Origin of the sequence: Massilia soli (assembly GCF_016809835.1) — a bacterium.
Classification (GTDB): Bacteria; Pseudomonadota; Gammaproteobacteria; order Burkholderiales; family Burkholderiaceae_D; genus Telluria_A; species Telluria_A soli.
On record NZ_JAFBIL020000002.1, the window covers coordinates 1 to 19,736 of the forward strand.

Annotated in this window: 12 protein-coding genes and 1 pseudogene; all 13 read left to right on the top strand. The window is 54.8% G+C overall.

Going from position 1 to position 19,736, the window contains the following annotated elements:
- Positions 1 to 112: 112 nt before the first annotated feature.
- The 13 genes and pseudogenes from I4X03_RS04410 (at position 113) to I4X03_RS04470 (ending at position 19,688) form a co-directional block, all read left to right on the top strand.
- Positions 113 to 649 (top strand): hypothetical protein, encoded by a 537-nt coding sequence (locus I4X03_RS04410; RefSeq protein WP_223466294.1) that lies wholly within the window; start codon positions 113 to 115, stop codon positions 647 to 649.
- A 253-nt stretch (positions 650 to 902) separates the two neighbouring features.
- Positions 903 to 1,496 carry a DUF1819 family protein gene (locus tag I4X03_RS04415; protein WP_223466296.1) on the top strand — a complete coding sequence of 198 codons (594 nt, stop codon included), beginning with the start codon at positions 903 to 905 and terminating at the stop codon, positions 1,494 to 1,496.
- The gene (locus I4X03_RS04420) at positions 1,493 to 2,080 is read left to right on the top strand and encodes a DUF1788 domain-containing protein (protein WP_223466298.1); all 588 of its coding nucleotides are present in this window, start codon (positions 1,493 to 1,495) and stop codon (positions 2,078 to 2,080) included. The genes I4X03_RS04415 and I4X03_RS04420 overlap by 4 nt, the downstream gene beginning before the upstream one ends.
- 66 nt (positions 2,081 to 2,146) lie before the next feature.
- Entirely contained in the window at positions 2,147 to 5,764 is a 3,618-nt protein-coding gene (gene brxC, locus I4X03_RS04425; RefSeq protein ID WP_223466304.1) for a BREX system P-loop protein BrxC, read from the top strand.
- A gap of 89 nt (positions 5,765 to 5,853) precedes the next feature.
- A complete protein-coding gene (gene pglX / locus I4X03_RS04430) occupies positions 5,854 to 9,486 on the top strand; it encodes a BREX-1 system adenine-specific DNA-methyltransferase PglX (protein WP_223466310.1) in 3,633 nt (1,210 codons plus the stop codon).
- Positions 9,487 to 9,525: 39 nt separating this feature from the next.
- On the top strand, positions 9,526 to 12,141 hold the full coding sequence (pglZ, locus tag I4X03_RS04435) for a BREX-1 system phosphatase PglZ type A (RefSeq protein WP_223466320.1): 2,616 nt from the start codon (positions 9,526 to 9,528) through the stop codon (positions 12,139 to 12,141).
- 8 nt (positions 12,142 to 12,149) lie between these two features.
- A complete protein-coding gene (brxL, locus tag I4X03_RS04440; protein WP_223466322.1) occupies positions 12,150 to 14,210 on the top strand; it encodes a protease Lon-related BREX system protein BrxL in 2,061 nt (686 codons plus the stop codon).
- 3 nt (positions 14,211 to 14,213) lie between these two features.
- A complete protein-coding gene (locus tag I4X03_RS04445) occupies positions 14,214 to 14,612 on the top strand; it encodes a hypothetical protein (protein ID WP_223466324.1) in 399 nt (132 codons plus the stop codon).
- A 58-nt stretch (positions 14,613 to 14,670) separates the two neighbouring features.
- Positions 14,671 to 14,760: pseudogene (locus tag I4X03_RS23270) on the top strand (hypothetical protein); the annotation flags it as partial.
- A 98-nt stretch (positions 14,761 to 14,858) separates the two neighbouring features.
- Positions 14,859 to 15,914 (top strand): cyclic GMP-AMP synthase DncV-like nucleotidyltransferase, encoded by a 1,056-nt coding sequence (locus I4X03_RS04455; RefSeq protein ID WP_223466326.1) that lies wholly within the window; start codon positions 14,859 to 14,861, stop codon positions 15,912 to 15,914.
- Positions 15,915 to 16,492: 578 nt separating this feature from the next.
- The gene (locus I4X03_RS04460; protein WP_223466329.1) at positions 16,493 to 17,500 is read left to right on the top strand and encodes a nucleotidyltransferase domain-containing protein; all 1,008 of its coding nucleotides are present in this window, start codon (positions 16,493 to 16,495) and stop codon (positions 17,498 to 17,500) included.
- A complete protein-coding gene (locus I4X03_RS04465; protein ID WP_223466343.1) occupies positions 17,500 to 19,209 on the top strand; it encodes a ThiF family adenylyltransferase in 1,710 nt (569 codons plus the stop codon). Before I4X03_RS04460 ends, I4X03_RS04465 begins: the two co-directional genes overlap by 1 nt.
- Positions 19,206 to 19,688, top strand: a complete 483-nt coding sequence (locus I4X03_RS04470; protein ID WP_223466345.1) for a Mov34/MPN/PAD-1 family protein — start codon at positions 19,206 to 19,208, stop codon at positions 19,686 to 19,688. Before I4X03_RS04465 ends, I4X03_RS04470 begins: the two co-directional genes overlap by 4 nt.
- Positions 19,689 to 19,736: the final 48 nt, after the last annotated feature.

Here is a 19,736-nt window from a genome sequence, read left to right on the forward strand (position 1 = left end):
CGGTGAAAGTGCCGGTATTGTCTCAGGTCGGGCTGCCGATGGAAACGTAAGCGTTTGAATTAATCAGCGCTTCCCTAGGGATTGGCTCCCCATCACAGAGGCTTCCATCGAGATGGAAGTTGGCGAAACTGATGTGTATCGCCTGAACGGCATGCGCGGCGGCCGGAGGTATCGTTTTTTCTTCAAGAGCCGTGAAATCGTGATGGCGGAGGTCATTCGAGTTAAGCCAGCGGACAAGGGCGTTTTTCTGGTCTCAATTCTGGATTTCCATGCACCACACGGTGAGTGGGCAATATGGACAGGCTCGCTATTTAGCACTAAGGAGGCTCTGAATGCTGTTGCGTTGCCGCTAAAGCGAACAAAACTGCACTCGCATTTTCTAAAACACCCAACTGGAAATCCTTTGCTGCGTGCAGTGCCGCAGGTAGTCAGTGCAGCTCAACCGGTTAAACTCGCGGCGCCGGCGACACGGGTAGAAGATTCTGTGAGCAAGGAGGAGCACTCGCAAATTGAACTCCTTCGCTGCCCGGATTGCCAAGTAAGAATCAGCGAACGCAATCTTCTAAAGCACCTTCGTCGTATCCACGGTTACATACCTCTTGGTACAAGTGCGAAAATCACAGGCCAAATGCTACTGAGGGAGGTTTAGGTAGATGCGGTTATGACCGCTTCCTTTAACTACAATGAAATGCAGAAGGAGCGCGAAATTTGGTGTGCCGCCTCGCCCAGGCTTGCCAGTGAAAAAATTAAAGTTTTAGCGTCGCTTCTTTTTGCTATTTCAGCATGTGTATGACATGGATGACATTGCACATGCGGAATGCCTTCAGTTAGACTGACGGGTTCCGAACATTGATTTTAGGGTGCTATGAAGCGCGTCACAACCATCGAACTATTGCTTCTGCATGACGCGGTATAACGCAGAAATCTACGTTGGCGCTCTACTGCCGATGGAGAGCCGACGCATAGCAAAACTGCTGCTGACCGAGCCGGACCAAGCGGCGTGGATGCATGCCATCGAGACAGAAAATATCCTGCAGAAGAGGACCGCTGCCACCGCAGCTCGACAGGCCAGACTTCTACGTCGTCGGTTGACCACGTTGGATGCCGAAGGCTGGAAGATGATTAACGAACGCGAGAGCGAAGTGGTCATCCAGATGCTCATGGCTGCAGCCGTCAAACATAGCCTGCTTCTAGGTGACTTTATGCTCCGCGTCTATGCGGACCGGCAGCGACGACTCGAGCCCGCTCTGGCTCGGTCCGACTGGCAGGATTTCTTGGCTGAATGCGAACATCACGACCCGTCATTGGCCGGATGGCCTCAATCCACGAAGGACAAGATGCTTCAAGTCATCCTGCGCATTTTGGTCGAGGCGAAGTACATTGATAGTTCGAAATCTATGAAGTTGACCCCCCAATCCCTACACCCCGATGTGCGGCGTTACTTGAGCGCACACGATGAAGCGTATGTACTTGACTGTCTGGAACGTACAAGATGATTCTGAGCTTTGACGAACGCCTAAACCAAATCCTGCCGCGCGTGACATCGCGTGATTTCTTGGACAGCAAAGGACTGGGAAATGAAATCGGGTTCTGGATTTTTGACTACCCGCCCGACCGCGAGCTGGACATGCGCAGCTTCCTCTATGGAACCGTGCTACCAGCGATAGCAAAGCAGGTGCCAGCCTTGCGCGCTGAAACTATCGACTTGCTTCAACTCGTGACAGGCTTGCTTGAGGAGCGCAAGCTGCTCGGCAAGACGATGGACATGCAGCTCAGGAACGGCGACGACAGTACGCTGGCCGCGCTGCGCTCGGTACTCAAAGAAGACAAGATTGCACAGAAAATCGCATCCGAGCACGACATTCCAAATCTCGACTTATTGATTTTGACCGGTGTCGGCTCCGTGTACCCCATGCTCCGCACGCACACGCTACTGTCTGCTCTGCACCCCATCATGGGTAACACGCCTCTGCTGATGTTCTTCCCCGGTCGATACGACGGGCACTCGCTACGTCTTTTCAACTCGCTGGCCGAAGACCACTACTACCGAGCCTTCCGCCTGGTACCAGAAACCACGTAGCTAACCGTTCGGGCAGTTAAGACAGCTCAGGCAGCACACTCCAGTCAATCAGGAAACCAGAACAACATGAAAATCAGCGAACTCTTCCTCAAACCTATCGACCGTCCAATTAACGGCGTCATCAAAGCCGACCAGATGGATGCCGCAAGCGTCTGGCAAGAACTGGAAGAGTACGTTGTCACTAAGCAGATTAGCGAGTACCTGCGCAAGTTCTTCGATGCTTACTTGGCGGCCATGGACCGTCCCAATGACGCCGCCATCACCGACCGTATGGGTGTCTGGGTGTCCGGCTTCTTCGGCTCGGGTAAGTCGCACTTCATCAAAATACTTTCCTATTTGCTGGAAAACATCGAAGCCAGAAACCCCGAGACTGGGGCGACGCGCAACGCTGCCGAGTTCTTTGACCACCAAAAAATCAAGGACGCCATGCTGCACGCTGACATTCAGCGAGCAGTGCAGGGCACGGCCGACGTCATCCTGTTTAACATCGACGCCAAAGCGAACAAGTCAGACCCCGACGCCATCCTGCAGGTCTTCTTGCGTGTGTTCAATGAGAAGGTCGGCTTGTCGGGCGATACGCCGCACATCGCAGACATGGAACGTCACCTGATAGCCAAGGGGGCGTTCGAGACCTTCAAGGCCGCCTTTGCTGCCTCCAACGGTGGCGCCTGGGAGCTGGAGAGTGATGCGGTTGCCTTCTATCGCGACGACATCGTGACCGCACTTGCCCAGGCCTTGAAAATGACGCCTGAATCAGCGGGCAAATGGTTCGACAATGCAAGAGATGACTTCCGCATCACGCTTGAAGGGTTTGCCAAGGTCGTCAACGAATATCTGGCTACTTGCCCGGCCAGCCACAAGGTCATATTTTTGGTTGATGAAGTGGGCCAGTTCATCGGGGCCAGTTCGCCACTGATGCTCAACCTCCAGACAATCACCGAGCAGCTCGGTGCCCAGTGTAAGGGCCGCGCATGGGTCATCGTCACCAGCCAGGAAGATATCGACGCGGCCATTGGCGAGGACAATAAGTCCAAAGGCCAGGACTTCTCCAAGATTCAAGCCCGCTTTCACACCCGTTTATCGCTGGCCAGCAGCAACACCGACGAAGTCATCGGCGAGCGCCTGCTGTCCAAGACGGAGGCTGCCCACGTTGCGCTGCGCGATGCGTTTGCCAGCAAGAGCGATGTCATCAACAATCAGCTTGGGTTCTCGGGCAACTCGGTGACCCTGCGTGGTTACAAGGACGCCGCTGAATTCGTCACCTGCTACCCGTTCGCGCCATACCAGTTCACGCTGCTGCAAAAGATTTTCGAATCCATCCGCAAGGTGGGCGCCACCGGCAAGCACTTGTCACGGGGCGAACGTTCGCTGCTCGATGCATTCCAGTCCGCAGCCGTGCGGAATGCGAGCCAGGACATTGATGTGCTCATTCCGTTATACGACTTCTATCCCGCTATCGAGAGCTTCATCGACGGCGTTGCCAAGCGCTCGATAGACCAGGCGCCGGACAATCCCGGCTTGCAGCCTTACGACAGTCTGCTGCTGAAGGCGATGTTCCTCATCCGGTACATCCCCGACATCGTCAAGCCGACCATCGACAACCTTGCCACCCTGTGCATCGACCAGATTGACGCGGACAAACTCGCTCTCAAGCGCAAGATTCAGGAAAGTCTGGCGCGCCTGGAGCGGGAGCGACTGGTCAGCCGCAACGGTGACCTGTGGTTCTTCCTGACGAACGAAGAACGTGATGTCGCCCGCGAAATCGGTCATGTCGAGGTCTCCGCTGCTGAAAAGTCCCGCGAACTGGCGAAGCTGATTTTTGAGGATATTTTCAAGGACCAAACCAAGGTGCGCCACCGCGACACCAAGGCCGACTACGAATTCAACCGCCTGCTTGATGGTGCGCCATGGCGCCAGGCCAGCCATGCCCTGAGCTTTGAAGTACTCACCCCGCTGGGTGATGAATATGAGCGTCTCCAGCCAGCCCGCTGCATCTTGCGCAGCAGTGAGGGCAACGGCCGCGCCTTGGTGCGCCTGCCGGAAGGGGAGCGCCTAGATATCGAATTGGCGCTATACCTGCAAATCGAAAAATACATTGTCAGCCCCAAAGCCGACCAGGCCAGTCCGTCGCTCAAGCGCATCCTGGCCGACCGCAAGGATGAAAACCGTGAACGCCGTATGCGCCTGGTACACCAGCTTTCCGAACTAATCGCGTCAGGCGATTTTTACGCGCTGGGCCAGCCAGTACAAATCAAGACCGCCAGCCCGGACAAAGTGCTCGACGAGCTGCTCAATTACCTCATCACCAACACATACAGCAAGCTGCCATACCTGAAGGTGCGCCAAGTTGACCCAATAGCCGAAATCAAGGCAGTGCTCAATGCGGACGACTTGGGCCAGCATTCGTTGGGCTTGGACGGCGACGCCGGCAACGCTCTCGCCATCAAGGAAATGCGCGACTACCTGCAGCTCGCCGCTAGCCAGAACCGGGTACTCCTGTCAGATGTGGTGGACCGCTTTGCCGGCATCCCATGGGGTTGGAAGCCCGAGTGGGAAACTGTGCTGCTTATCGCCCGGCTGTTCATGTCCGGCGAAATTAAGCTCATGCTCGAAGGCTCAGACCTTGACCCCGCATCTGCCGCCGACCCGCTCACCAAGTCCGCTCGTTTCAAACAGGTGTCCATCCTCAAGCGCAAGACTGCCGATGCCACCGCAATCAAGCGCGCGCGCGAGTTGTACAAGGACCTGTTTCAAAAAATGGGTCGCGAAGAAGAGGACAGCCTGGTTGCTGACTTCCGGACGCGCCTAACGGATTGGCAAGGCGAGCTCAAGAGCTACGCTCACACCGCCGCTACGCCACACCACCCTGGCAAGTCTGACATTGACGCCGCGCTCACCCGTATCGCCCAACAACTCAGTACGCGTGACAGCTTTGCGTTTATCGAAGCCCTGTTGGCGGCCAAGAGCGAGTGGCTCGATGCTGCGGACGATATTCATGACCTGGTCAACTTCTACAAGACCCAGATTACCGCCTGGCGCAAGCTGCTAGAGGGCCTGAGCGGATTTGAAAGCAATCGTGAAGCATTGACCAAAGTGCCTCAAGCCGCCGTCGCCCTGGTTGACTTGGCCCAAATTCGTGACAACCCCAAGCCCTACGGCCAAGTCAACCGCATCGAGCCGCTACTTGCCTCCGTCACCGCCATCAATGAGCAACTGGCGCAAGATAAACGTGAGCGAGCTTTACTGTCCATCGAAGCAAAGTTGGCCGAAGTGCAGGCCAAGCTCAGTGCCTCAGCCGCTACCACCCCGGACCTGAGCAACAAGGCGCTTCGCCCACTGCAGGACTTGAAAACCCGCCTTGCTAGTCAGACCAGCATTGCGCAAATCCTGTTGCTGCAGGGAGCGGGCGGCGACGCCATGGACGATGCCATCAACCTGATTGAAGTGGCTGTCGCCAAAGTCCCACTGCACGTTGCCACGCCGGGTGATACGACCAAGCCGCTACAAACCGGAGAGCCCAATGTGCCAGCGCCCGTCGCCAAGACCACCCGCGTCATCCGCGCTGCCGAACTCTCCAGCAAGACTTATCTGGAAACCGAAGCCGACGTGGATACCTATGTAGCCGAACTGAAAGACGCACTGCTGGCCGCAGTGCGAGCCGGTCAAATAGCCAGAATTCAGTAACGTAATCGAGAGACCACCACTGTCCTCATCCGATTCTATTCAATAGCTGCCCGCGACCATGCGCGGGGGCTGAAAACCTTTTTTGACTCATGAATAAAGCCAAACTCAAGTCCTACGCCCCGCAAGCCCGCAAAGACTTCATTGCCGCTGTCACTGCACGCGCCAATTTGCTCGGCCTGTCAGAAAAAATGGGCAAGCCGGACGTGGCTGCCAGTCAACCCCAAGGAGGAGTCACTGTTATCGCAGGCCAGGCTTGGCCTGTAAAAGTCCATGGCCAACGGCAGCAACTTATCGCACGAATCAGGAAGGACGGCTTTGCCCAGACAATGGAAGCTGTGGCTTATACTTGGTTTAACCGAATTGCGGCGCTGCGCTATATGGAGTTACACGACTATCTAGGCCATGGCTACCGCGCGCTTTCCAGTTTGGAAGGTACTCTGCCAGACATCCTGACCCACGCCCAAGACTTAACTCAAGATAGCGCTGGCAATGGTGGATTGCCGGGGCTGAAGCCTGAATTAGTCGTTGAGATGAAGTTGGCTGGAAACCGCGACGGAGAGTTGTATCGCCTACTTTTGGTCGCCCAGTGCAATGCGCTTAGCAATGTCATGCCGTTTCTGTTTGAGCACATCGATGACGAAACCGAGTTGCTGCTGCCTGACAACCTGTTGCGTACGGACTCCGTCATTGCAAAGCTTGTCGCCAGCATTCCTGAAGAAGACTGGAAAGAGGTCGAAATTATCGGATGGCTGTACCAATTTTACATAGCGGAAGAAAAAGAACGCATCGACAGAAAAATAAAGGCAGGCAGCCCGGCCGCGGCGCACGAAATACCGGCAAAGACACAGTTGTTTACTCCGAATTGGATAGTCCAATACTTGGTGCAAAATAGTGTAGGTCGGTTATGGCAGATGGCTAACCCGGCGAGTAGCTTAAGGCACGAGTGGCCATATTACATTACCCCTGTAGGCCAAAGTTCTGAGGTGCAGGTCCGGCTTGACGCTCTTGTCCAAAGTAGGGTGAAGTACGACGGCGGTAGCTTAAATCCTGAAACTATCACTATGCTTGACCCGGCGTGTGGTTCCGGACACATCCTGGTGGAAGCATATAGAGTATTTAAATCTATATACTTAGAACGCGGTTATCAACCGCGTACGATACCGCGGCTCATTCTGGAAAAGAATCTGTACGGACTAGATATTGATGACCGTGCCGCGCAAATGGCTGGCTTCGCGTTGATGATGAAAGCCCGGGCTGATGACCGTCATCTCTTCAAAGAGCCTCTGAGTCTGCATGTGATGTCCATTAAAGAGAGTGCAGGACTAGATTCCACGGAGCTTGTCCGCACCTTGCAAGCAGTCAAGGAAGCGAGTTCTTCAGAGCATGTTCGGGATACTACAGTTCGAGGATTGAGTGAAGGCGACCTGTTTCCTGCTTCCCTTCCACAACGTAGTTTGGGCGATATTATTGCTGGAGAAAAAAATAGTGAACCTGCAGATGCCACGATTTCAGTAGTTTCAACTTTAGTAAATATTTTTGCCAATGCCAAGACACTGGGCGCTCTCATTCGAGTTCCTCCGGATTTAGGTGCACAACTAAGTCGATTCGCTGAATATTTGCAGAGGGTTTCAAATAGTGGTGACCTGTACGCAAAGGCAGCCGCACAGGAATTGTTGCCTTTGTTGGCACAGGCCCAAATCCTTGCAATGGAATACGATGCAGTGGTTGCGAATCCGCCGTACTTAGGTACTAAGGGGATGAATTCGACTTTAAAAGATTTCGCTAAAGATAAATTTCCTAGAAGTAAATCAGATTTATTTGCCATGTTTTTGGAGCGAGGGTTTTGGTGGTGCAAACCGAACGGTATTAATAGTATGGTAACCATGCAAGGGTGGATGTTTTTATCGTCCCTTGAAGCAATGCGCAGTCGCTTACTAAGAGAAAAGCAAATTTATTCTCTTGTTCAAATTGGTATTAATAGCTTCCCTGAAATGAACTCGAAAATTGCGCAAGCTTGTTGTTTTACTATTGGGAATTCGCATATCGAATCTTATGTGGGAAATTACATCAATTTGAGTAATGCCCGAGAATCCGAAGATAAATCGAAGGCCTATTTGAGTCGCGATGAATCGATGTCTTTCGTTGTTTGTCAGGAGGACTTCAACCAAATACCTGGCAGCCTTATTGCCTATAAATCATCGTATCGAGCATTATTTTCTCAGAGCCCGTTGTCTGAAAAGTTTGAATCGGGCGGCCGGTGTAAGACCCATAATGACGAATTGTATGTGCGTTTTTTTTGGGAAATAGATTTTTCAAGTGAGAAATGGCTGCCTTATGAAAAGGGTGGCGATTTTAGAAAATGGTACGGAAATTTAATAAATGTAATTGACTGGTCTGATGAAGCTCGTAATTTTTATTTATCCAATGGAGGAATTACTCAGCCTTCTTATTGGAATCGACAGGCAATAACTTGGTCAGCAATTACAACGGCGGCAAATAGTTTTAGGTTAAAGAATGCCGACGCTCATTACAGTTCAGGCGCGCCCTCGATTTTTCCAAAAGACAATGATGATATTGATTTACTAAATGGACTAGGGATATGTAACTCCAATGTATCTTCTTGGATGCTTGAAATATTGAGTCCAACAATTAACGCTAATCCAGGCAGTATATTAAAGTTGCCATCCGTAGATGTCGATGTTTCAGGGATGGTTGAAAATTGTATAAATTTGGCGAAAGTTGATTGGGATAGCTTTGAAATTTCGCGTGACTTCCAACATTTCAATCTATTGGGTGGTTCGTCTTTAGCGGATGCTTGGGCGCAATGGAGCGGCGAGGCTGGACGACGCATTCAAAAAATGAAAGATTACGAGCATAAAATTAATACTGTTTTGATTGATGCTTTTAATCTGCGCGATGAAATTGAACCGGAGGTGGCTGAGTCAAGAATTTCTTTGAACCGCGCTGACCGCGCAAAAGACTGCCAGCGACTAATTTCCTACTCCATCGGCTGCATGATGGGGCGCTATAGCTTAGACGCGCCTGGTCTGATTTATGCCAAAGCAGGGAACGTCGGCTTCGATGCCAGCCGTTACACCTTCTTCCCCGCAGACGCTGACGGCATCGTGCCGCTAACCGACGAGCTCTGGTTTGAGGACGAAGCCGCCAGCCGCATCCGCGAATTTTTGCTCGTAGTGTGGGGCGTCGACACGTTAGCTGAGAACATGGCTTGGCTGGCGGAAAGCCTGGGCGCAAAGGCTGGCGAAACTCCCGATGAAACCATCCGCCGCTACCTGGCCGACAAGTTTTACAAGGACCACCTGCAAACCTACAAGAAGCGTCCCATCTACTGGCTCTTCAGCAGCGGCAAACAAGGTGCGTTCCAGGCCCTTGTCTATCTGCACCGATACCACGAGGGCACTTTATCGCGCATGCGCGCCGAGTATGTCGTTCCGCTCACCGGAAAAATCCAGTCTCGCATCGACATGCTGGAGAAAGACGCGGCAGTAGCCTCCAGCACCGCTGCCCGCAACAAACTTTCCAAGGAAGTTGAAAAGCTCAAAAAGAAACATGTCGAACTGCTCGCCTACGATGAACAGCTGCGCCACTACGCAGACACGCGCATCACGCTCGACCTAGACGACGGTGTTAAAGTCAACTATGGCAAGTTTGGGGATTTGCTGGCAGAGGTGAAGGCGGTTACAGGCGGTAGTGATGACTAATTTTAAGCACTGTGAAGGTGTTCGAGAAGGCGCTTACCAATGAGTCAACAACGCCTGTTTGATAGTTTGACCACCTTGTTCGCCACCCACTCGGTGGTATTTTGGCATGACGTGGACGGCGAATTTGCCTCCGCGGTAGATACCCTGCAGCTTGAGGGCGTGCAATTGGTGCGCCTGGACGATGCGCCGGTGCTGCGGGTGAAGCTCGACATGGAGGGCGCCCCAGAACAGCGCTGGCTGATTTACAGCGTCAAGCCCGAGCCGGAACCGACCAAGGACTGGCTGCTCGATGTGCGCATGCGCAGCAAGTCGTTCCGGGCGGACTCCACCTCCATTCTGCTGGAAGACTTGGGTCTGACAACGCAAGGACTGCGGCAGCACCTGAAAGAGCGCGCCAAATTCCTGCGCGCCAAAGACAGGGTGGACCGTCTCAAGCGAATGGTTCTGCCGGCCGACGGCGCGCCGGACCTGGACCGCAAGATGCTGGCGGTGCTGACCCGCGCCGACCAACCCGAGTTGTTTTCCATATTGCAGCGTCTTTACGGAGGCGTGGTGGTGGATGGCGTGGCGGACTTGTCGGCCACGCCCAAAGCTTGGCAAGACATCGCTGCCAACGATTTGACGCCCGCATTTTGGGAATTGGTGCAATTACAACTAGGCTATCTTGCGGCCAACCCAAGCCTGCGCGACTTGCTGTTGCGCATTCTGGTGACGGATTTCTGCCGGAGCCTGCAGGGTGATGCACCACCTCAATTGGCGCACTTCGTGCTCCCTGACCGTACTCTGGCCGCGAATGCGTCGGTGTTTGTGGGGCGTTGGCGCTCGGATATCGCGCAGTTTGCCAATTACAACGCGCTGGCGCAGGCCGTGGCCAACGAACTTGACCTGGTGAGCTTGTTGTCGGGCCAGTCCGCCGAGCAATTGGTGGAATGCATGACGTTTGAAGATGTCGAATTGCGGATGGTGCAAGAGCTTAAAAAACGCATTGTGGCCGGTGGAGGCGCCAACATGGATGTCGTGCGCGCGCTGATGGCGCGCCGCCGCGACGGGCATTGGGCGAACCCCTTGCTGGCCAGTGCCAACGAACGCACCCGGGCGCTGGCTGCTTGCTACGACGCCTTGACCGCTGCAGCCGATTTTTTCAGTCTGAAATCGAGCCATGCCGCGGGCTTCAGTTTTGCTGACGCGGGGACCGCATTTGCACAATACCGCGATGAGCTCTTCCGCTTTGACCAGTTGTACCGGCATTTTCACACGGCGGCTGATGCTGTCGAACCCACCGGCTGGGCCGTGCTGCACGAGTTGCGCGAGACGATTGAAGGAGTGTACTCCGGCTGGTTCATACCGCACTTGAGCACTGCCTGGTCCAAAGTGGTGGAGGGGCCGCAGGGCTTGCTCAAGCACTGGAAGCTGCCCGAGGTGACGCCACAACAGGCGTTCTATGAGCGCAAAGTGCTGCCGCTGTTTGAAGGTGGGGTAAAACGGGTGTTCGTGGTGATTTCGGATGCGTTCCGGTACGAGGTGGCGCAGGAGCTGGTGCAGCACACTAACAGCAAGAGCCGCTTCAAGGCGTCGCTGAACGGCATGCTGGGCGTGTTGCCGAGCTATACCGCGCTGGGCATGGCCGCGCTGCTGCCGCACAAGTCGCTGGCGTATAAGGAGAGTGCAAATCTGGATGTGTTGGCCGATGGTCACTCCGTGGCAACCCTCGACCAGCGCCACGAGCATCTGAAAGCCTTTGGCGGTATCGCGATTAAGGCTGAAGACCTAATGGGACTAGGTAAGGAAAAGGGGCGGGAACTGGTGCGCGACCAGCAGCTCATTTACATCTATCACGACCGCATCGACATGACTGGCGACAAGCAGGCGTCGGAGACCAAGACGTTTGAAGCGGCGGCGCAAACGGTGCAGGAACTTGCCAACCTGCTCGGTTTCATCATCAATGGTCTCAATGGGTCCGCAGTGCTGGTCACGGCGGACCATGGATTCATGTACCAGGAATCGGCGCTGGGTGAATCGGACAAGTCCACGCTGGACGACAAGCCTGCGGGAACATTGAAAGCCAAGAAACGCTACCTGATTGGCCGTGATTTGGGAGCCACCGCGAAAGCCTGGTCTGGCAATACTGAGGTGACGGCCGGCACTACATTGGAAGGCAGCGTGGATTTCTGGGTGCCCAAAGGCGCCAGCCGGTTCCACTTTGCCGGTGGGGCACGCTTCGTTCATGGCAGCGCTATGCCGCAAGAGATTGTGGTGCCGGTCATCACAGTACGGGTAAGCGATGCAGAAAATGCAAAGACAAAATACGTGAGCGTTAGCCTATTGGGTGCGGTGAACAAGGTGGTGACCAACACCCAGCGCTTCGAGTTCATCCAGACCGACGCGGTTACGGACCGGGTGCTGGCCCGTTCCGTCGTGGTCTCGCTGCGTGATGGCTCGGATAACGACAAGCCCATCAGCAACCTGCAATCCATCACTTTTGACAGCACTTCACAGTTGCTCGATGAGCGCAAACGCTCAGTTTTGTTGACTGTGCTGGCAGGCGCGCATGACCCGCACAAGTACTATGACCTGGTGATGCGTGATGCGGTAAGTAACGTGGAAGTGCTGCGCCTTCCCGTCAAGGTAGACTTAGCCTTTGGTAACGACTTTTGAAAATCGAAATGACGCAAACTCCGACACCCGCCGCAACACTGGCCAATGAGCTGCCGGATACCAGCCTGGACACTCTGCTCAACACCCATTTTGCTGGAAAGGTCGTACGCAAAGACCTGACGAAGCTGATTAAAGAGGGGGCGAACGTTCCGGTGTATGTGTTGGAGTACCTGTTGGGAATGTACTGCGCAAGCAATGACGAGGCCGTCATCCAGAGCGGTTTGGTCAACGTCAAGCGCATCCTCACGGAAAACTACGTACGCGCGGACGAGGCGGAGAAGGTCAAGTCCAAGGTGCGCGAGAGCGGCACGTACAAGGTCATCGACAAGGTCACCGTCAAGCTCAACGAAAAGCGGGACGTGTACGAGGCGCTGCTTTCCAACTTGGGAGTGAAAAACGCCGAGATTTCCAGTAGCTATGTCCGCCAGTTCGAAAAATTGCTCGTCGGCGGCATCTGGTGCATCGTCACACTGAAGTACTTCTATGAAGAGGACCAGAAGGGGTCACCCTTTACTGTGACGGAGCTTAAGCCTATCCAGATGCCCAACATGGATATGGCGGCGCTGTTCGAAGCGCGCAAGTCGTTTACGGATGAGCAGTGGGTTGATGCCTTGATTCGCTCGACCGGCATGGAGCCCAGCCACTTTAAGGAGCGCGTCAAGTGGCACCTGCTGGCGCGCATGGTGCCACTGGTAGAGAACAACTATAACTTTTGTGAGCTCGGCCCACGCGGCACAGGCAAGAGCCACATCTACAAGGAAATCAGCCCGAACAGCATCCTAGTATCTGGTGGCCAAACAACCGTGGCAAACCTCTTTTACAACATGGGCGCGCGCAAGGTAGGCCTCGTCGGGCTGTGGGACGTGGTGGCATTCGATGAAGTGGCCGGCATCAACTTCAAGGACCACGATGGCGTGCAAATCATGAAGGACTACATGGCATCAGGCTCGTTCAGTCGAGGCCGCGAGTCCATTAACGCTAGTGCTGCGATGGTCTTCGTTGGCAACATCAACCAGAGCGTGGAGTCATTGGTCAAGACCTCGCACCTGTTGGCGCCATTTCCGGAAGCGATGATTGACTCGGCGTTTTTTGACCGCTTCCACGCCTACGTGCCAGGCTGGGAAATCCCCAAGATGCGGCCGGAGTTTTTCACTAACCAGTATGGGCTGATTGTCGACTACCTGGCAGAGTACCTGCGCGAGATGCGCAAGCAAAGTTTTGCCGACGCCATCGACAAATGGTTCAAGCTCGGCAACAATCTGAATCAACGCGACACCATCGCGGTGCGGCGCACGACGTCAGGCCTGCTCAAATTGGTGTGCCCTAACGGCGAATACACCAAGGACTCAGTGCGCAAGTGCTTGGAATATGCGCTGGAGGCTCGTCGCCGCATCAAAGAGCAGCTCAAAAAAATTGGCGGCATGGAGTTCTATGACGTCCATTTCAGCTATATCGACTTGGAGGATGGCGTTGAACGTTTCGTGACCGTGCCGGAACAGTCTGGCGGTGCGTTAGTCCCTGAAGGACGCTTGAACCCCGGCACTTTGCACACCATCAGCATGGGCTCATCCGAGATGCCTGGCATCTACCGACTGGAGATTCAATCTATTCCCGGCACGGGCAAAGCGAACGTATCAGGAGTGGCGCCGCGTGAAGCGGTAAGGGTGGCGTTCGACTATTTCAAAGCCAACTCATCCCGCGTCAGCGCGTCCATCAAGCCGGGCGAACGTGACTTTCACACCCACCTCGTCGAGTTGCAGAATAGCGGCGCACCACAGGCACTGACTCTAGCAAGCTTCATTGCCCTGTGCTCTGCGGCGCTGGTCAAGCCAGTGCAGTCCCAGTTGGCCGTCATGGGCGACATGAGTCTGGGCGGCACCATCGTGCAGGTGCGCAACCTGGCTGAGTGCATGCAGGTCGCGTTCGATGCCGGCGCCAAACGGATTCTGCTCCCAATGTCGAGTGTGACGGACATCGCAACGGTTCCAGGTGAATTGTTCGCCAAGTTTCAAACAAGCTTCTACTCCGACCCGGTTGATGCGGTGTTCAAAGCACTGGGAGTGGAATAGCGTATGGCAACCAAAGGGATTTCTGAGGCGTTTGCGAAGTACGGAGCGCGACTGAAGAACGTGAATTGGTCGGTCTCCGCGTGGAATCCTGCCGGCGAACTGGTACTCAGTCTCTGGGCTCACCATTATCGCAAGGGGGACAATGGGTCGGCCGAGTATTTTGGAAAGCTGTCACGGTGGGCGGGGCCGGGAAACAATGAGTTTCGCGTGAATATTTCCGATGCTTTTGAACGCCATTCGCCGGTGAGGCTCGTGGTTGTGCAAACGGAGAATATCGACCACGTGGAGTCCGGGGAGGATGCTAGCAGGGTAAAGAAAGATTTTGCAGCGCGAGAGGACCTGGTTGGCGAAGTTGTCGAGCTTGATGACGACAATTATGTCGTTCGGTTCAGCCGCCGCTGACCTATCAATGACGAGAGTTAGCGGTAGAGGTTGGGCCCTGTGAAAAGAGGGCAATGCATACTCGGGCGCGCATACCGTGGAATGCTTCATCGTTAAAGACGGTAGCTTGGCAGCGCGTCGCGGTGCGTTCATCGCAAATGTAGAGTGATAGGAACTTCCAAATGATGAGTTTGGTTCACAGTTTTTTTAGTCGCCTTTTCGATTGGCTGTTTCTCCGTAGCTCTTCAACGGTTACTGGATGAGAAAATGAGCGTCGAGCGGGCAATCAGCGCAGTTCTGGTAGGTGCCTTCATTTGGGCGTTTTCCCGTCAAAGACCGAGGATTAGCGCTGAACTGCAGGGATTATTCGAACGCTTCCATGATGCTATTAAGCTCGACGAAAATGATGAGCGTCGCAAACTGCGCGAGAAGCGTGAGGTTATCCTTTCGACTTTGAAGAGGAAACTAGCCACCCAATCGCTGTCATTTGAGGCGTTCGACCAAGGCAGCTATGCGATGCGAACTGGTGTGGTCCCAAAAGATGGGAACTATGATATCGACGTTGGACTCATCTTCGACTGCCCGTGCGAACGCTTTCCAGACCCGGTGACCTTGAAGTGCTTAGTTCGCGACGCGTTAGTGGCGAACAATCGCACCGTGAAGATTCGACGAGCGTGCGTGACAGTCGAGTACATAAGAAAGGGCGTTCCGGACTACCACGTCGACCTTGCTTTATACCTTAGGCAGGCAGACGGTCGATTGCGACTCGCAAGGGGGCGAGAGTTTTCGGAGCCTCAACATCGTGAATGGGAGTGGTCAGCGCCGCGCGAGCTAACTCAATACGTGCTTGCAAAGTTTGCCGGTGAAGACCAAGCTCAATTCCGTCGATGTATTCGATATCTCAAGCGATGGCGTGACGAAAATTTCTGTACGGGCGCGCCATTTAGTATCGCGCTCACATTGGCAGCAGCCTGTTGGTTTGAACCGAAGCGAACTGGGGACGGAGTGTACGTAGACGTCGAAGCGCTGCACTTTCTCGTAAACAAAATGCGCAGTAATTTCGGAAATGACTGGAACTTTAGCCGGCTCGCCGTACGCCTCCCTGGCATCGCCAAGAGCGACCTCATGAAGAGATTGACGGACCCGCAAATGCTTGCGCTCAAAGAGCAATTGAAGAGTCTTGAACTCACGCTCGAAAAGTGCTTTGGCGACGTCGAGATTTCCGATTCGGCGGCCTCGCTAGCGCCGCTGTTCGGTTCTGATTTTCCATCACTGCGGGACGCACCGCCATCGACCGCTGGAGGCAAGGCGTTTCGCATTTAGAACGCCGGGGGGCTCCTGGCCTGCGCCAAGCCACTTGAACACCTTGAACCGCCTCGGTGTCTCAGTCTCTTTTCGCGGAGAGTAGGCGGTCTTGGCGCGTTGGCTCAAGCATTCGTGGTTGGCACCGCGAGTGAGGTTGGCGATGTCGAGGGCGCTATGCGTCCGGTGGCCGGGCTCTTGGTTAATTAGCACCAAGTCTGCCCGCGATTCGGGCTTGTCGCGCCGCCCCCATTCGCCTCAGCTCCCCCGCATGCTTATCCTTGGGGAAAGTGAAATAAAAGTTCAGAGAGCAAAACGTGATACTGTTTAGGCATACAGTAGTGCGCCCCAGTCTCACGCTGTGCGTCGAAAAAATGTACCTTCGTCTTGAACTGATGGGCGCTGTTTGACGAGCTTTGAATTGGCGACTTACCTATAGGCCCGCAGCATCTGCCCGGCCACCCATATCTAGTCGAAGGTATGTTATCGTTGAGTTAGCACTCAACACATGAGAGTGCTAATAGTTGTCTGCAAGCTACCTAACGCCAGGCTGCAGAGGAGTGCAGCGGCGAGTTTCGACTCTTAATTAAGGATTTCCAATGCCCGCAGTCCAAAAACACTTCGACGATTTTCATTCAAAAATCAAACTTGACGACGACGACGAAAAAGCAAAATTGCGCGAGAAGCGCGACACAATTCTGCGGGTTCTCGACGCGAATCTTCCCGATGACGTACCGAAGTACGACAACTTCCATCAAGGTAGCTATTCCATGCACACCGGCGTAGTCCCCTTGGACGGGAACTACGATATCGACGTCGGCCTTGTCTTTGATTGCAAAAAAGACAAATATCCTGACCCTGTCGCGCTCAAAAAGAAGATTCGCGATGCGTTAGACACCCATGGCCGTAGCGTAAATATACGCCGGCCATGTGTCACCGTGAACTACATGCGCGGTGACGAGATTGCCTATCACGTTGACCTGGCAGTGTACGCCAAGCGTGATGACGGTTATCTCGATATCGCGAAAGGCAAAGAGAACTCGGAGGCAAATAAGCGCGTTTGGGAGCTGTCGGACCCGAAAAAGCTCACCGAGGTTATTTGCACCGCGTTTACCAACACCTACGACCTGGCGCAATACCGCCGCTGTATTCGGTACCTCAAACGGTGGCGTCAAGTCCAATTTTCTTCCGGCGCCCCCCTGAGCATTGCGCTCACGGTCGCTGCACAGAAATGGTTCAAGCCGTATTTTGAGATGTCCGGGAAAGCTGGCGACCTTCAAGCCTTGGTGAACTGGGTCAATGCAATCCTTGGCGAGTTTCAATGGGCAAGCGTGAACGGAAGTAATCAGCTGCGCCTTGCGGTGACGCTGCCTGTTATCCCGTACAGCGACCTCATGGGGTGGATGACGGAAGGGCAGATGAGCACAGTGAAGGCCAAGTTTGAGGTCCTTCGCGATGCGCTCCAAGAGGCCCTTTACGAGGACCTGCCAGAGGTTGCCTGCAAGGTGCTCAACAAGCAATTTGGTGACGATTTCACCGTGCCCGAAAAGGCCGCCACTGCGCGCGCCGTGGTATCGCCTGTGATTAGCACAGGTAACTCGGCCTGATGGGCGCAGATAGCGCAAACGAAGCGTTAGTCAATGCTTGTGTCGAAGCAGTCCGGCAAGCCAGTCTCGACCGGGGCCTCCAGGTAGAAGTCCTGGAGGTCACGCCTGAGAAGTACGTTCATGTGGTTGTTGATGGTGCTTCTCAGCGTTGGGACGTTAAAATCGAATGCCTGAGCGAGTCACTCACGCGGCTGCCGCGTGTGCGATTGCAGCCGACGGGAAGCTTGCATCCTCATGTGGGCTACTACGGTACTGTGTGTGTCAGTGACAACCAAGGCCTCTCGCTCGACCCCGACAGGCCAGCCGACATCGTCGCTTACACATTTCTCGCTGCCTTCGACTTGCTGGAAAAGTGGGCTGCGGACAAGGTCGGGAGTGATGCTGAGTTCTTCAACGAGGTGGAGGGCTACTGGGGCGGGCTGCCGGACTCGATTGGGACATCAGGTGCCATTGACGCCGATGGGAAGGACCGGCTAGTCACGTACTATCACAAGCTTCAGAACAAGAGACCTCAGTGGTTTTTTACGGAGCGCGACGCCGAGCCGCATAAGTCGTTCGATGTGAAGGGGGCTGCTGCTCAAAGCGCGTTATACGTCCATATGGAGGAGTTGGTTCCTCCGCCTGCGCATCCTGAAAAGCTCACCGCTGCGTTCGTGGCGGCCGTGCGCGACAAGATGTCCACCTCCCAACTTGAGCTCTGGGCCCGACTTGTTCGGCCGTCGTCCAACAAGAATCATCCTAAACGAGCGGTGCTGCTGATATCCGTCCCACGCGCGGCTGGCGGCGTTTCCGTGGTCGGCATCGAATTCGGGACACGAAATGGCGACGTCGACCTTAACGCGCCCGTCAAGCCCCTGACGATGCGACGCCTCACAGCTGCTTATATGCGCGAACGGGGAGGTGCATCCGCGGCGATGTTCTCAAAGCATGTCGTCGTCATCGGGTGCGGGGCCATTGGCGCCGTTATTGCCGACGCACTTGCGGCGACAGGCGTGGGTCGACTTACGCTTGTCGACTACGACGAGTACTCTGAAGATAACGTGTTTCGACATATCCTCGACCCGTTCTGGATTGATACTTCAAAAGTATTCGGTCTTAAGTTTCAGCTCGAGACACACTACCCTGGCCTCAAAGTCACGCGGCACGCTACCAACGGACAGGACTGGCTCCGCGGCGCGGACCTTTCCGATGTAGATGCAGTCGTCTTTGCGCTCGGGCTGCCAACACTTGAACAGGCCTTCTCCCGCGCACTGCGGAAGAAAAGTAAGCAGTTGCCGATGCTCTTCACGTGGCTGGAACCCCTTGACCTGGGCGGGCACTCTGTACTGACATGGACGCAGGGTGAAGGTTGTCTCCACTGTCTCTATCGCGACGACGAAGGTGTTCCGAGCCTTCAGTCCCGCATCGCATTCCTTGCCCCCAACCAGCCGGTCTCCAAGACGATTACCGGTTGCGGGAGCGTGTTCGTGCCGTACGGCGCACTGCAGTCCCGGCGTACCGCGCTGATGGCCGCGGAACATATCCTCTCCGCGCTCTCTGGCACGACGGGTCCTTCATACCGCTATTGGGCTGGCGAAGGCAAAGCGGCTGCCGAACAGAATCTGCAAACCACACCATGGTGGGATGCGGCACGAACGACCGTGCCGAGCGACGCGCAATCGAAGCGGGCATTCGGCAGGCCCTGCAAGACATGTAGAGCTACCAAATGAAATTTGTCTTCCGCGTATCAAGTAATCAGCGCCTCATCTTCGTGGAAGAGGCTGTCCAACAGATGCTTGCGTTTCGCCAGCACTCGTGGTGGCAGGCAGAGGCCGGCGGCGCCCTCTTGGGTCGCCATCTTATAGACACGGACGACATAGTGGTCGATGAGGTGACGACTCCGCAGAAGTCCGACCGCCGTAGCCGATTCAGCTTTTTCCGCTCTAAGAAGCACGGGGTAATCGCCCAGGGACGATGGTCCGAAGAGGCAAGCACGCTCGCGTACTTGGGCCTCTGGCACACCCACCCGGAACGAGACCCAACACCTAGTGGGGTCGACCGTCAGGACTGGAAGCAAGCGCTGTCGAAAGATACATTTTACGGGGACATGCTGTTCTTCCCCATAGTTGGCATAGAGCGAATTCGCGTGTGGGCGATGACCACCAACGGAGCGTTTTTCGAATTGAAAGAAGAGGAAAAGAATGGCTAGGACCCAAGCCCGAGCTGCAATCCCACCTGCGACAAGGCATGCTCTTTG